Consider the following 12,622-nt stretch of genomic DNA (forward strand, 5'->3'; position numbering starts at 1 on the left):
AAGAGCCGTGCCTCGCCTCCGCCTACAGCCGCACCAGCATCTTCCCCATATTCTCGCCCTTGAAGAGGCCCAGGAAGGCGTCGGGCGCGGTTTCGATGCCCTCGTGGATCGTCTCGCGCCCCGTGACGGCGCCGCTCGCGACCCAGCCGCCCATGTCGCGGTAGAAGTCGCCCATCTCCGCCATATAATCGGTGTAGATGAAGCCCTTCATCATGATCCGCGCCGCGATCACCCGCATGATGTAGCGGAAGGCGGGCGGCGGGCCGGCATTGTAGTTTTCGATCATGCCGCAGATCGCGAAGCGGGCGTTCTGGCGCGCGGCGGCGAAGGCGGCGTCGAGATGGTCGCCGCCGACATTGTCGAAATAGACGTCGATCCCCTTCGGCGCGGCGGCGAGCAGCGACTTCACCACCGGCCCGTCCTTGTAATCGATCGCCGCGTCCGCGCCGAGTTCGCGCACCCAGGCGCATTTGTCGGCGCCGCCGGCCGATCCGATCACGGTCATGCCCTTGGCCTTGGCGATCTGCACCACCGCCGATCCGACCGCGCCGGCCGCGGCCGACACGAACACGATGTCGCCTTCCTTCGCCTCGGCGACGCGCAGCAGGCCGAAATAGGCGGTCGCGCCGGTGAGGCCGAGATTGCCGAGCCATTGATGGTCCTCGACGGGCATCTGCGGCAGCTTGTTGAACGCCGACGCCGGGCCGGCCGCGCTCTCGCGCCATCCGAGCATGTGGAAGACGGTCTCGCCGACCTCGAAATGCGGCGAGCGGCTCTCGACCACCTTGCCGACCGCGCCGCCCTGCATCGGCTCGCCGAGCGCGAAGGGCGGGACGTAGCTCTTCACGTCGTTCATGCGGCCGCGCATATAGGGATCGACCGACAGCCACTTGTTCTCGACCCGGATCCAGCCGTCTTCCAGCGGCTCGGCGCCGATGTCGCGAAGCTCGAAATTGGACATGTCGGGCAGCCCTTCGGGCCGCGATTTCAGGATCCACGCGCGGTTGCCGGCCATTCGATCTCTCCCGTTGGTTGCAATCCGCAACCTAGCTCCGCCGCGCGCCCAAAAAAAGCCCGGCCGGCGCGTGTGGGCGCCGGCCGGGCCTCTGGTCGCGCGCGCGGCGGCTCAGTCGTCGCGGTCGCTATAGGTGCCGGAGAAGCTGCGGTTCAGCATGTGCGGCCCCGGGCTTCCCTGGTCCTCGCGCTCGAACAAGGCGCGGCTGCGCTCCTCGTCCCGCCAGGCGTTCATCGCCTCTTCGGCGGTCTTGTTGACGCGCACCTTGTCGTCCACGCTGTCGATCCATCCGCACGGGATCGAATGGTGGATGCCGCCGGCATTCTCGTCGTTGCGGGTGAGGATGATGCGCTCGCCGCGGACCTTGTCGACGGTGCCGATATGGGCGCCGTCCGATCCGATCACCTCCATATGCTCGCGCACCTTGTTCATCGACTTGCGCTGCTCGCCGCGCCGCTGGCGCCAGGTGGCGAATTCCTGGTCGAAGCGCGACTGATGCTCGCGGCGATATTCCTCATAGTCGCGGTCGATCTCGTCGATCTGGCGGTTGCGCCACTGGCTGTAATGCGGATCGAATTCGCCGCCGCTGCCGCCGCTGCCGCCGCTGCCGCCGCTTTGACGCCGGCCGCCCCGGTCGTCGCCCTGCTGCCGGCCGAGCGCCGCATAGCTGCGCGCGGAGCTGCCGAAGCCGCCCGCCGACGCGCCGTAGCCGCCGCCATAGGCCCCGCCCGACGCGGACGCGACCGGATGGACGCCGTGGGTCCCGGTATGGCCGGCATCGGCGCGGTCGAAGCGCGGTCCGACGAAGCTGCCGTCATGGCCCGGCCCGCCATAACCGCCGTCCGACCCGGAGAAGAAGCCGCCGCCGCCGCCGAAGCCTTCGCTCGAGCCGCGTCCATAGCGGTTGCGGTCGCTATAATCCTGGTCCCACCGGTCGCCGCGCCCGCTCCGCTCGCCGCGCGGCGCGTCGTCGCGATAGCGGCGCGGGGTCTGGTTGCCCCAGCCGCCGCCGAAGCTGCTGTCGTCGCCGCTCCAGCGCTCGGCCCGGCCGTAATCGCGGCGGTGGTCGCCGTCGTCGCGGCCGCCGAACCATTCGCCGCGCTCCTCGCCATGGCGGCGATAGTCGCGCTCGCGCCGCCGCTCGGCATCGTCGTCGCCGAACCAGGAGCGGACCTCGTCGCCGGCGCGCTCGAAGAAGCCGCGATCGTCGTCGTCGCGGCCATAATCCCGGTCGCGGTCCCAGCTGCCGCGTTCGCGGTATCCGCCGTCGCGGCCGTAGCGGCCGCCGCCGTGGCGATTGTCGTAAGCCATACCTTCTCTCCTTCTGCTGATCTCCGGGCGCGCGGCAGGTCCCGCGTCGTCTTGGCGGGGGTAAAAACGAAGGGCGGGGGCGGGTCGTTCCGGGGCGGAAAGGCAATGCGTGGCGCGGCGGCGGCAAAGCGGGGCGGCGGGCGGCGCGCGCGGCCCGGCCGTCCGTCATTTGGCGCATTGCATCCCGCGCCGCGCGCGGCTATTGGGAGCGCCTTCGCGGGCCCGCCACGGCGGAAGATCCCAGCCGCGACGGGGCCGTAGCTCAGATGGGAGAGCGCTGCAATCGCACTGCAGAGGTCAGGGGTTCGATTCCCCTCGGCTCCACCATTCCTCAGCTTTAACTGTTTTCACAAATGGTGCCGCGTAAGCAGGCGTCACCCAGACACCGCCAACAGTCTCGGAAGATGATCCTGGCAGGCCGGCTGACCCGGCTTTCGAGCCGTACGAGGATCAGCAACAACTCGGCTTCGGTGCGATCGCTCTTCCCCGCCGCAAGCGGCGCCTTCAATCCGTCGGATCGGCAGCCTGGTGGGGTTCCGAGGTCAGGAAGCGGGCGAGAGAGACGATGTCGATGCCGCAGTGGCCGCCATAGAGCGGATACCACTCGACCGGCAGGCCCCGGGCGGCGGCCCTTTCCGCCAGCCGCAGGGTTCCTTCGAAATTTCCGAAGCGGTCGTAGAGGCCGTTGGACAGATAGAGGTCGGGGGCGTTCGCGCCGACCCGCTCGATCAGAGCAAGCGGCGAAGCGCGTTGCCACTCTTCATCGTCGGCGAAGTAGCGGCGCGCCATCGTCCAGATCGCGAACGCCACTTTGGGATTGGCCCCCGTGCGCACCAGCCCCTCCCTCATCGAAGAAAAGGAGGCGAACGGCGACACCGCATATACGCCGGGGCAGAGGGCGGCCACTTTCGTAAACCGCTCCGGAGCCGAGAGGCCGGCGATCAGGACATTCAGTCCGCCCATCGATTCTCCCAGCAGCATCCGGCGCCGCGGCTGCCCTGTTTGCGCTTCGATCTCGGGCAAACGCGACAGGAAGTCCTCGAGCAGGCCGCTGTCCGGTTTCCTGCCTTGGGGCGCGAGCAGCCAGGTCGGGCCGTAGGACACCGTCACCACGGTCGGCGGGAGCACGCCCATGCGCTGCCATTCGCTCTGCAGCATGGCGGTGTAGTAGGTGTCGTCGTTCCAGATCCGCTCGTCGAGGTTTCGGCCCGGCAGGTGGTATAAAATGTCTTCGCTGGTGCCGCCGCGGGCACGGGAGACGCAGTATCGCAGCGGGCCGGCGGAAGCGCATGCATGCTCCGCGGGATCGAACGCGACTTTCTGGGCTCCGCGCGTCCGCGTCGCTTCGCCCCAGGCGAGATAGAAAAGGACGAACACAAGGACCGCGGCCAGCAGCCATCGATTGCGCGCACGTTTCAGGAACGCCATGTCGGCCTCGCGAATATGAGAGAAATGGGACACCGGCACGCGACCGACGGAAGAATCTTGCCTGACGTTCAGGCGGATGAAGGGGCCGCGCGCAGTGTCGGTCGGCCCGGCGGTTTCGCCTCCACATCGCTGATGCTGGAGCGACCTTCCCTGCGGCCCGCGGCGGTCTTGGGCAGGGCCGCCAACGCGAGGAAGTAGCCAAGGATGGCACTTCCTCCATAGCCCACCACCGGGGTGGGATAATTGCCCAATGCCGCGGCCAGGACGATCGCGGACCAGACCGCACCATGTGCGGCGTAGAGGATCCGGCCGTCGCGGTCCCGCGCCAGTCCCATGATCGCGGGCAGGATTAGGAGAAAGGCTCCTCCCAGCATTGCCATGCCCGCCCCGGTCCCGGTCCCGAAGGCAGTGTAGAGGATCTGGTCGACATGAGGCACGGCCGGCAGCCGGTCGGGCCTGAAAAGGGTTGCGGCGAAGCCGGCCGCAGCACCGAGCGCGGCCATCACGGCGGTCCGGTCGGGGCGCAGCAGGGCGATCGCGATCATGCCGGCCGCAAGGGCTCCGGCCATGCCTCGATCGGGCTGCAGCGCGAGCGCGAGGGCCACGACGAGAACCCCCGCAGTGGACAGCCAGTCCTTCGCCCGTGCGAACGCCAGAACCAGAAGCGGCACGAGGATAAGGCTCGGCTGGATGGACAAGCCTGCGACCCGTGCCCAGCGCGACGCACCCTCCACCGGTTGGCCGAGCACAGCGGTGAAGAGGATCGCGGCGGCAGCGGCGACGATGACAGCGGGACGCCAAGCGCCAGAGCGCGCCGACAGCCGGTCGAGCATCGCCATGAGGACGAAGCCGATCAGGAGCGCCAGCGCGTTGACCGCCAGATGGCTCGAAGGAGCATCGGCAAGCCCGAGATAGGCCAGCCCCGACAGCACGGCGCCCGCGCCGCATGCGACGGCAAACCGGCGAGGCCGGAAAACACTCTCCCGTGACTCGGACATGTGCGTGCTCTCCCTGGATAGCGTTTGCCGTGGCTCGTGCCCGACCATTGGATGGCTGAGATGGGTGGCGAGGGCGCGCGGGAGCAGGCCGGCAAGACTGCCCAACGCGTAGAGAAGAGCTTCCGTCTGGTCCGGAATGTGCGTCACCTCCTGCCGAACGGCGTCGCCCCAGGGGCGCAGGTGGGTTGGCAGGCTCGCCAGCAGAAGCCTGCAGACAAGATCGGCGGCCCCGCGGCGCAGCCCCCGGCTCACCGCGGACCGCCTTCCGGCAGGAGCCCGCGACCCGACGGGCGCGCCGGGCCGATGCTCCTGGCGAGCGCCGCTCCAGCCGCCGTCAGCCGATAGGCATGGCGGGGCGGGCGCCCGGCTTCGGTCGGCGGCTGCCACTCGGCCTTGAGATATCCCTGCTCCGCCAGACGGATGAGGAGGGGGTAGAGCGTGCCGGACTTGATGGCGGCACCCTGCGCCAGTTCATAGCCATGCGACCAGCGGCCGCCGGCCTCCAGCAGCAGGGAAAGGACCTTCTGTGCGTGGGGCGAGAGTGCTCGTGGCCGCTTCATGAAGATTACTCTACATAGGTAGACTTATGTGTCAATCTGCTCATCCGGAGGTGCCGCGGACGCCGCCAGGCGACCTGACCTCCTCCCCTTGCAATGTAGGAATTCGCCTGCGAGGCTCGGCGGGAAGCGCTCTTTGACATCGTCAGGCCACCAGCCGCTCCGCCGCGCTGTTTCGGCCGCGCGCGCCGGGCGAAGTTCACTCTTTTGGCCGCTCAACACGTGCAAGTCGTGAACTTCGACGCAAATCCGCGGCTTTGTCGGGCGCGATTGCAGCGCCGACGTGCAGATTCAGTGCTGTTTGCAAGCGATAAGCGTAAAAACCGGGCGCAAAGCGCCGCTTTGGCGGCGTCGAAGGCGGTGAATGGCGCACCCGACAGGATTCGAACCTGTGACCTCTGCCTTCGGAGGGCAGCGCTCTATCCAGCTGAGCTACGGGTGCGTGGCCGGGATGTGGGCGCTTAGCAAAGGCGGCGGGCGGGTTCCAGCGCTTTGTGCGTCAGCCGCCGGGCAGGTCGACCGGCTGGAAGGGGCCGAGCGCGCAGGTCGCGCCCGGACCCTGGGGATGGTTGACGCGGATGAGATCGGCCGAGCACAGCCGGTCGAGCGTGGTGCGGTAGCTGAAGCTGCGTTCGAAGCCGAGCCCGGCGCAGCTGCCCGGCAGCGTGCTGCGCAGCACCCGCCCGCCCTGCAGGAAGAAGTCGATGGTGCGATCGTCCCGCACCTCGGTGCGGCGGATCTGGGCGAGCGGCACGCAGCCGACCGGCGCGCCGGTCGGCCGCGCCTCGGCGAGCGCGCGGGCGTCCGCCTGCTGGCGGGCGGTGAGGCCGCCGTCCATCGCGCAGCCGGCAAGCGCCGGTGCGATCAGGAAGGCGGCGGCGGGAAGGGAGCGGCGTGTCATGTCCTGGCCTTTCCGGTTCGACGCGGGGACAACGCCCGGCCGCCCGCTTCGCTGCCGGGCGGCGGCGTCTTGGGCTTGTAGCGGCACAGGTCCGCCACGACGCAGCGCCAGCATTCGGGCTTCCGCGCCTTGCAGACGTAGCGGCCGTGCAGGATCAGCCAGTGGTGCGCGCCCAGCCGCCACGGCGGCGGCGTCGCCTTGTCGAGTTTGCGCTCCACCTCCAGCACGTTCTTGCCGGGCGCCAGCCCGGTGCGGTTCGAGACGCGGAAGATGTGGGTGTCGACCGCGAAGGTCTCGGCGCCGAAGGCGGTGTTCATGACGACGTTGGCGGTCTTGCGCCCGACGCCGGGCAGCGCCTCCAGCGCGTCGCGGTCGGCGGGCACCTTGCCGCCGTGCCGCGCCACCAGCGCCTCGGACAGAGCGATCACGTTCTTCGCCTTGGTGTTGAACAGGCCGATCGTCTTGATGTGCCGCTTGAGCCCCTCCTCGCCGAGCGCGACCATCTGCTCCGGCGTGGTCACCTGGGCGAACAGGTCGCGGGTGGCGCGGTTGACGCCCGCGTCGGTCGCCTGGGCGGAGAGCACCACGGCGACCAGCAGGGTATAGTCGTTCACATATTCGAGCTCGGTCTCCGGCCGCGGCGTGCGGTCCGCCAGCCGCCGGTAGAATTCGGCGACGTCGGCCTTCCTCATCCCAGCCCCAGCATGTCCGCCATCGCGTAGCGGCCGGCGGGCTTGTTCGCGAGCCACAGCGCCGCGCGCACCGCGCCGCGGGCGAAGATTTCGCGGCTCTCGGCGCGGTGGCCGAGCTCGATCCGCTCGCCCTCGCCCGCGAACACGACCTGGTGGTCGCCCGCCACCGATCCGCCGCGCAGCGCCGCGAAGCCGATATGGCCCGCCGTGCGCGGGCCGGTGAGGCCGTCGCGCCCGCGATCGCTGACCCGCGCCAGGTCGACGCCCCGCCCCTCGGCCGCCGCGCCGCCGAGCAGCAGCGCCGTGCCGGACGGCGCGTCCGCCTTGTGGCGGTGGTGCATCTCGGCGATCTCGATATCCCAATCCTCGCCCAGCCGCGCCGCCGCCTCGCGCACCAGATGCGCGAGGAGATTGACGCCGAGCGAGGTGTTGGCCGCCTGCAGCACCGCGACCCGCTCCGCCGCCGCGTCGATCATGCGGCCGTGATCCGCGCCGAGGCCGGTGGTGCCCACCAGGATTGGCCGGCCGGCCGCGACCGCCGCGTCGAGATGCGCCCGGAGCGCGCCGGGCGCGGAGAAATCCACCAGCACGTCGCAGCGCTCCGCCAGCGCGCGCGGGTCGCCGTCCCGTCCGACGCCGCCGGCGAGCGCGGCGGGCGGGGCGATGATGGCGGCGATGGCGCGGCCCATCCGGCCGCCCGCGCCCAGCAATCCGATCCTCGTCATCCGCCGCTTCATGGGCGAGGCCGCGGCGCTCCGCAACCGGCAAGACCGGACCGGCTCCGGAACAGCGGCGCGGTCCGGGCGTTACGAAGCCATAACGAACCCAAACGGAGTATCGAGATGGCTGAGCGCGAGAAGGAAACCGTGGTCCACACCGACGGCGGCGGCGGCGGCGGCGCGGTGATCGCCGTGGTGCTGCTGATCGCGGTGATCGTCGTTCTGTTCCTGCTGTTCGGCGGCAATCTGTTCGGCGGCGGCGCCGACGGCGTGACCGACATCAATGCCGACGTGAACATCGACGGCGGCGGTGCCGGCGGCGGCGGCGGCGGCGGCACCGGCAACTAAGCTTTGCGAGGGCGGCCTCGGCGCGAACCGCGCCGGGGCCGCACATCAGCGGGCGGCGAGCTCCGCCCGCGCGATGCGGAGCCGGCGCTCCCGGTTCCATTCCGATTCGAGCGCGGCGATCCTGTCCGCTTCGGCCCGCCCCAGTTCGGAGCGGCGCACCCAGGCCCCCTTGGCGCTGGTCCAGACCTCGTCCTCGCCGAGGTTGAGGATCGTCCAGGCGCCGCCCGGCTCGACGAAGCCGATCGCGCCGGGTCGCTCCAGCGTCCCCAGATATTGGAACACCCGCCGCGGCCCCCGGGGCGTCGCCGGCGGCGCACCCGCGGCCGAAAGGATGATGCCGCGCATGTCGGACAGGCCGATCGGGCGGGGAAGGTCGATGCCCGGGCGGCTCAGGATGAACGGAATGTGGGTCTGCACCCGGTTCAGCATGTGGCCGTGGCCCAGGAATCCGTCCTCGAACAGCGATTCGCCATGGTCCGAGGTGATGACGAGCAAGGTGTCGTCGAGCACGCCGAGCCGCTTCAGCCGCTCGATGAGCGCCGCCACCAGCCGGTCGTTGTTGGCGAGCGCGTTCCAATAGGTGCGTTCCACCTGCTCGCGATTGGCGGGTTTGATCTCCCGCCGCGCGACCGGCGCGTCGGTGAGGATTAGGTCCATGCCGTCCATATGGTATGGGAAGTGCGCGGACTGGAGGTTCATGTAGAGGAAGTTCGGCCGGCTCCAAGCCTCGGCCGATCCCCAATGCCGGTCGAATTCGCGCAGGAGCACCTTGCCTTCCACCGCCAGCGAGGCGAGCGCGGTGAAGCCGAAGGCGCGCTCATGCTTGAGATCGGCGGCGTCGACATAGACGGAGGCGAAGCGGCGCATGCCGCTGATCCGGGCCGTGTCGCCGAAATCCTCGGGCTGGGCGGAAAGGACGCCGACGCGGTAGCCGTTCGCCGCGAAGTCCCGGAACAGCGACTGGCTGTCGTCGGCCGGCGCCAGCATGCCGCTGAACAGGCTCTGCAGCGAATGGGTGGTGAAGCCGACATGGCTGTAGGCTTCGGGCGCGCTGCTGCCGGCGTGGGCGATCGCCTCGATCACCGGCGCCACGGGACGGCCGTTGACGCGCTTGCCGATCAGGTCGCCGCGCGCGCTTTCGAGCACGATCAGGATGACGTGCGGCTTCGCGCCCGTCAGCACCGGCGACGGCAGCGCCGCGGCGTCGGCGGGCGCCGGCGCGCTCATGTCGAGCGCATAAGGGTAGCGCGCCGGATCGAAGGGATGGGCGTCGATCGGGTGCGAGAACCAACTCCAGCCGTCGCGGTCGACGTCGGTCGCCTGGTGGAGAATGGCGGTGAACAGCCAGGGCGCGTTGAAGCGCGGCAGCGCGGCGCGGCTGTCCTCCACCCGCATCGCCGCGAACAGCAGGAAGGGAAGGAGGAGACAGGCCGCCGCGAGCGAGCGCCAGCCCAGCGGCGGCGCGGCCACGGTCCGGCCCGGCCAGCGGCGGCGCAGAAGCATCAGCCCGGCAAGGTAGAAGCCGGCCGCGCCCGCGGTCACCATCAGCAGCAGCCCCGCCTCGCTCATCACGTAGAGCGCCGCCTGGAACAGGCTTCCGCCTCCCAGGTTGCGGACGATCTGGAAGCTCATCGCGTCGCTGAAATAGCTCAGCGCCTGATATTTGGCGATCAGCACGGCAAAGCCGCCGAAACCGGCGATCCAGGCGAAATTGTAGAGGAAGATCAGGTTGTCGCCGCGCCGGCCGTGCAGGCGGCGCAGCAGCAGGAACAGCGCCTGGAAGAGGAGGAGCTGGCAGAAGACGAGCGCCGCCAGGAAGGCGCCGATCTCGAGCGGCGTGTCGAGCGCGCGCGGCTGGCCGAAGCCGCCGCCGAAGATCGCGAACTTGCGTTCGGCCAGCGCCAGCTCGACGAGAAGGAGGAGGAAGGCGACCGCCGGCACGGTGAGCGCGGCCGCGGACAGGTGTCGCCGCCGCGCGCGCGGCGCGGTCGCCGGCGGCAGGGGCAAGGCGGCGGCGGGTTCCATCCGCCCTTCCTAGAAGCGATTGCTTAAGGACGGGTTTGCGGCCGCGCGACCTTGACTTTCCGGCGCCGATCCGCTTTGGGAGCGCGGCACGAAGGCGGGGCTGGGGCCCCGCTTTGTCGTTTCGGGGAATGGGCGGCCCCGACGAAGACCGCCTGGCCCGGGATACCTCGAACGGTCCCGGTACGAACGAAAGGAAAGACCCATGCGTCATCGCGTCGGCGGGCGTAAGCTCCAGCGCACCTCCAGCCACCGCGCGGCCCTGTTCCGCAACATGGCGGCGGCCCTCATCAAGCACGAGCAGATCAAGACGACGACGGCCAAGGCCAAGGAGCTTCGCCCCTATGTCGAGAAGCTGATCACGCTCGCCAAGAAGGGCGGCCTGTCGAACCGCCGCCTCGCCCATGCGCGGCTGATGGACGACACCCAGCTCGTCAAGCTGTTCGACGTGCTGGCGGCCCGCTATGCGGACCGCAACGGCGGCTACACCCGCATCATCAAGGCCGGCATCCGCGCCTCGGACGCGGCGCCGATGGCGATCATCGAGCTGGTCGACCGCGACGTTTCCGCCAAGGGCCAGGATTCGGGCCCGGTGATGAGCGACGAAGAGATGGACGAAGCGGCCTGATCCCGCCTCGAACCGGATGATGACAGGGCCGTCCCGCCGGGGCGGCCCTTTCTTTATGCGGCGGACGGCGCCTTGCGCATCGGCTGGAGGCGGCCGCGCGCCAGCGAGCGCCACAGCCATTCGAACGGGCCGTAGCGATTGCGGTCGAGCCACGGCTTCGACCAGAGCAGCATCAGCGCCCAGGCGAGCGGCACCAGCAGATAGATTTCCGCCCGGCCGAGCTGCCCGTAGAGGCCGAGGCCCCAGCCGTAGAAGATGAAGGTCATCAGGATCGACGTGCCGAGATAGTTGGTGAACGCCGCCCGGCCCGCCGCGCCGATCCGGTCGGCCAGCCAGCCGCCGCCGCCGAAGGCGAGCACGATGAGCGCGGCATGGGCGATGATCATCACCGGGCGCACCGGCGTCGGCGCCGCGAAGCCGAGCGCCACCGTCAGCGCCGTGTCGAAGCCCGACCGGACCACCAGCCAGGCGAACAGCGCGTAGACGGGAACGCTGATCGCATAGCCGACCAGCGCCCAGCGGCGGTAGCGCGCCCGGTCCCAGGCGCCGGTCAGGAAGCCGCTCTTCAGCCCCGCCATGCCGAGCAGCATGTAGGCCAGCGTCTCCCAGCCGAAGAAGGGGAGGAAGGTGACCGGCCCGTGCCAATCCTCCAGCCGGTGCACCACCTGCCCCACCCACGGCCCGCGATGAGTGGCGAGATCCTCTTCCAGCACATCGGGCGGCGGCGGCGCGAAATCGGCCTTGAGCGCCTGCCACTGGGCGACCACGTCAGGGCTGGCGTCGGGGGCGGCGGCGGCGGCGCTCACGGTCAGGAAGCCGAACGCCATCATCGCCATCACGGCCGTCTGGACGACCAGCAGGCCGGCCGCCCATTTGATCAACGTCGCCACTTTCTGGTTGCGGAAGAAATAGGCGACGAGGCCGATCAGGGCGTAATGGGACAGGATGTCGCCCCACCAGATGAAGTAGAGATGCGCGAGGCCGAACAGGAGCAACCAGGCCATCCGGCGATAATGGACGGCGGCCGGATTCTCGTTCTTCGCCGCGGCCCGTTCGATGACGAGCAGCATGCTGGCGCCGAACAGGAAGGAGAAGAGGCCGCGCATCTTCCCGTCGACGAAGATGAAGCTCAGGATCCAGGCCCACAGGTCCGCCCCGTCCGCCCCGCCATATGCGCGCGGGTTGAAATAGGCCTGGGAGGGCAAAGCGAAGCCGAGGATGTTCATCGCCAGGATGCCCATCACCGCCACGCCGCGGACGATGTCGAGCGTCGCGATCCGCGGTCCCGGCGCGGTGGTTGCCGTCATCTGCCCCTCCCCTGGCGGTGGAAAGCGCTTGATGATCGCTTCGGCGGCTTTGTTCAACCGCGCTTTTGGCGCTTGCCTCCGGGGCCGGCGCTGACCATGTGCGGGCCATGGCAGCGCCCGATCCCGTCCTCCACGAATCCTTCCGCCAGGCGATGCGGCGGGTCGCCTCCACGGTGAACGTGATCAGCATCTGCGTCGACGGGCAGCCGATGGGGATCACCGCCACCGCCATGTCGTCAATCGCGATGGACCCGCCGAGCCTGCTCGTCTGCATCAACCGCGCCGCCTCGGTCCACGCCTCGATGGGCGACGTGTCGCATTTCGGCGTGAACGTGCTCCACCGCGAGCAGGAGCATATCGCCCGCATGTTCGCCGACCGGAACCAGGCGGCGCTGCGCTTCGCCGGCGGTTGGCACGTCGACTGCGCCCGCCCGCCCCGGCTCGCCGACGCCCAGGCGAGCCTGCTGTGCCGGCGCATCGACCATCACCAGTTCGGCACCCATTCGATCTTCATCGGCGTGGTGGAGGAAGTGGTGGTGCGCGACGACGTTGACCCGCTCGTCTATCTGAACGGAGCCTATGCCAGCGCGCTCTGAGCGCGCGCGCCAAGCTGCATCATAGGCCGGAAGTCACGGGCGCAGGGACCGACCTCCGGCACTTATCCGATTGATTCACAAGGAGCAGAACCGACGGACA

Annotated in this window: 13 protein-coding genes and 2 tRNA genes; 4 read left to right on the forward strand and 11 right to left on the reverse strand. The window is 69.6% G+C overall.

Annotation, left to right across the window (positions count from 1 at the left end; genetic code table 11):
- Nucleotides 1-22: 22 nt before the first annotated feature.
- Both ACK4K7_RS04500 and ACK4K7_RS04505 read right to left on the reverse strand, forming a co-directional pair.
- The gene (locus tag ACK4K7_RS04500) at nt 23-1,015 is read right to left on the reverse strand and encodes an NADP-dependent oxidoreductase (protein WP_431864030.1); all 993 of its coding nucleotides are present in this window, start codon (nt 1,013-1,015) and stop codon (nt 23-25) included.
- A 111-nt stretch (nt 1,016-1,126) separates the two neighbouring features.
- Entirely contained in the window at nt 1,127-2,326 is a 1,200-nt protein-coding gene (locus tag ACK4K7_RS04505; RefSeq protein WP_431864031.1) for a DUF2171 domain-containing protein, read from the reverse strand.
- Nucleotides 2,327-2,577: 251 nt separating this feature from the next.
- Between ACK4K7_RS04505 and ACK4K7_RS04510 the strand changes: the two genes are divergently transcribed.
- Nucleotides 2,578-2,653, forward strand: a tRNA-Ala gene (locus tag ACK4K7_RS04510).
- A 177-nt stretch (nt 2,654-2,830) separates the two neighbouring features.
- Here ACK4K7_RS04510 and ACK4K7_RS04515 read toward each other — a convergent pair.
- The 7 genes from ACK4K7_RS04515 to dapB all read right to left on the reverse strand — a co-directional run bounded on the left by ACK4K7_RS04515 (nt 2,831) and on the right by dapB (nt 7,627).
- Nucleotides 2,831-3,754: an alpha/beta hydrolase-fold protein gene (locus ACK4K7_RS04515; RefSeq protein WP_431864032.1), complete on the reverse strand. Its 924-nt coding sequence runs from the start codon at nt 3,752-3,754 to the stop codon at nt 2,831-2,833.
- Between the two features lie 68 nt (nt 3,755-3,822).
- Complete coding sequence (locus ACK4K7_RS04520; RefSeq protein ID WP_431864033.1) at nt 3,823-5,004, reverse strand: FtsW/RodA/SpoVE family cell cycle protein; 1,182 nt, start codon at nt 5,002-5,004, stop codon at nt 3,823-3,825.
- Nucleotides 5,001-5,312 carry a PadR family transcriptional regulator gene (locus ACK4K7_RS04525; protein WP_431864034.1) on the reverse strand — a complete coding sequence of 104 codons (312 nt, stop codon included), beginning with the start codon at nt 5,310-5,312 and terminating at the stop codon, nt 5,001-5,003. The genes ACK4K7_RS04520 and ACK4K7_RS04525 overlap by 4 nt, the downstream gene beginning before the upstream one ends.
- 362 nt (nt 5,313-5,674) lie before the next feature.
- Nucleotides 5,675-5,751: transfer RNA gene (locus ACK4K7_RS04530), tRNA-Arg, on the reverse strand.
- 57 nt (nt 5,752-5,808) lie between these two features.
- Nucleotides 5,809-6,210: a hypothetical protein gene (locus ACK4K7_RS04535; protein WP_431864035.1), complete on the reverse strand. Its 402-nt coding sequence runs from the start codon at nt 6,208-6,210 to the stop codon at nt 5,809-5,811.
- Nucleotides 6,207-6,902: an endonuclease III gene (gene nth / locus ACK4K7_RS04540; RefSeq protein ID WP_431864036.1), complete on the reverse strand. Its 696-nt coding sequence runs from the start codon at nt 6,900-6,902 to the stop codon at nt 6,207-6,209. Before nth ends, ACK4K7_RS04535 begins: the two co-directional genes overlap by 4 nt.
- Nucleotides 6,899-7,627, reverse strand: a complete 729-nt coding sequence (dapB, locus tag ACK4K7_RS04545) for a 4-hydroxy-tetrahydrodipicolinate reductase (RefSeq protein ID WP_431864037.1) — start codon at nt 7,625-7,627, stop codon at nt 6,899-6,901. The genes nth and dapB overlap by 4 nt, the downstream gene beginning before the upstream one ends.
- Nucleotides 7,628-7,744: 117 nt before the next feature.
- Here dapB and ACK4K7_RS04550 point away from each other — a divergent pair, with 117 nt between their 5' ends.
- Nucleotides 7,745-7,969 (forward strand): hypothetical protein, encoded by a 225-nt coding sequence (locus tag ACK4K7_RS04550; protein ID WP_431864038.1) that lies wholly within the window; start codon nt 7,745-7,747, stop codon nt 7,967-7,969.
- 45 nt (nt 7,970-8,014) lie between these two features.
- Here the strand turns inward: ACK4K7_RS04550 and ACK4K7_RS04555 are convergent, their stop codons facing one another.
- Nucleotides 8,015-9,994 carry a sulfatase-like hydrolase/transferase gene (locus ACK4K7_RS04555; protein WP_431864039.1) on the reverse strand — a complete coding sequence of 660 codons (1,980 nt, stop codon included), beginning with the start codon at nt 9,992-9,994 and terminating at the stop codon, nt 8,015-8,017.
- A gap of 202 nt (nt 9,995-10,196) precedes the next feature.
- Between ACK4K7_RS04555 and rplQ the strand changes: the two genes are divergently transcribed.
- Nucleotides 10,197-10,619, forward strand: a complete 423-nt coding sequence (rplQ, locus tag ACK4K7_RS04560) for a 50S ribosomal protein L17 (protein WP_431864040.1) — start codon at nt 10,197-10,199, stop codon at nt 10,617-10,619.
- A 53-nt stretch (nt 10,620-10,672) separates the two neighbouring features.
- Here the strand turns inward: rplQ and ACK4K7_RS04565 are convergent, their stop codons facing one another.
- Nucleotides 10,673-11,926, reverse strand: coding sequence for a DUF418 domain-containing protein (locus ACK4K7_RS04565; RefSeq protein WP_431864041.1), 1,254 nt, complete (start codon nt 11,924-11,926; stop codon nt 10,673-10,675).
- Between the two features lie 107 nt (nt 11,927-12,033).
- Between ACK4K7_RS04565 and ACK4K7_RS04570 the strand changes: the two genes are divergently transcribed.
- Nucleotides 12,034-12,522, forward strand: a complete 489-nt coding sequence (locus ACK4K7_RS04570) for a flavin reductase family protein (RefSeq protein WP_431864042.1) — start codon at nt 12,034-12,036, stop codon at nt 12,520-12,522.
- Nucleotides 12,523-12,622: the final 100 nt, after the last annotated feature.

Source organism: Allosphingosinicella sp. (assembly GCF_046295735.1).
Taxonomy (GTDB): domain Bacteria; phylum Pseudomonadota; class Alphaproteobacteria; order Sphingomonadales; family Sphingomonadaceae; genus Allosphingosinicella.

Bases quoted from the DNA above. Each gene is read 5' to 3' on its own strand.
- ACK4K7_RS04525 (WP_431864034.1), bottom strand. From the start codon at position 5,312: ATGAAGCGGCCACGAGCACTCTCGCCCCACGCACAGAAGGTCCTTTCC.
- ACK4K7_RS04565 (WP_431864041.1), bottom strand. From the start codon at position 11,926: ATGACGGCAACCACCGCGCCGGGACCGCGGATCGCGACGCTCGACATC.
- ACK4K7_RS04515 (WP_431864032.1), bottom strand. From the start codon at position 3,754: ATGGCGTTCCTGAAACGTGCGCGCAATCGATGGCTGCTGGCCGCGGTC.
- nth (WP_431864036.1), bottom strand. From the start codon at position 6,902: ATGAGGAAGGCCGACGTCGCCGAATTCTACCGGCGGCTGGCGGACCGC.
- ACK4K7_RS04550 (WP_431864038.1), top strand. From the start codon at position 7,745: ATGGCTGAGCGCGAGAAGGAAACCGTGGTCCACACCGACGGCGGCGGC.
- ACK4K7_RS04500 (WP_431864030.1), bottom strand. From the start codon at position 1,015: ATGGCCGGCAACCGCGCGTGGATCCTGAAATCGCGGCCCGAAGGGCTG.
- dapB (WP_431864037.1), bottom strand. From the start codon at position 7,627: ATGACGAGGATCGGATTGCTGGGCGCGGGCGGCCGGATGGGCCGCGCC.
- rplQ (WP_431864040.1), top strand. From the start codon at position 10,197: ATGCGTCATCGCGTCGGCGGGCGTAAGCTCCAGCGCACCTCCAGCCAC.
- ACK4K7_RS04505 (WP_431864031.1), bottom strand. From the start codon at position 2,326: ATGGCTTACGACAATCGCCACGGCGGCGGCCGCTACGGCCGCGACGGC.
- ACK4K7_RS04555 (WP_431864039.1), bottom strand. From the start codon at position 9,994: ATGGAACCCGCCGCCGCCTTGCCCCTGCCGCCGGCGACCGCGCCGCGC.
- ACK4K7_RS04570 (WP_431864042.1), top strand. From the start codon at position 12,034: ATGGCAGCGCCCGATCCCGTCCTCCACGAATCCTTCCGCCAGGCGATG.
- ACK4K7_RS04535 (WP_431864035.1), bottom strand. From the start codon at position 6,210: ATGACACGCCGCTCCCTTCCCGCCGCCGCCTTCCTGATCGCACCGGCG.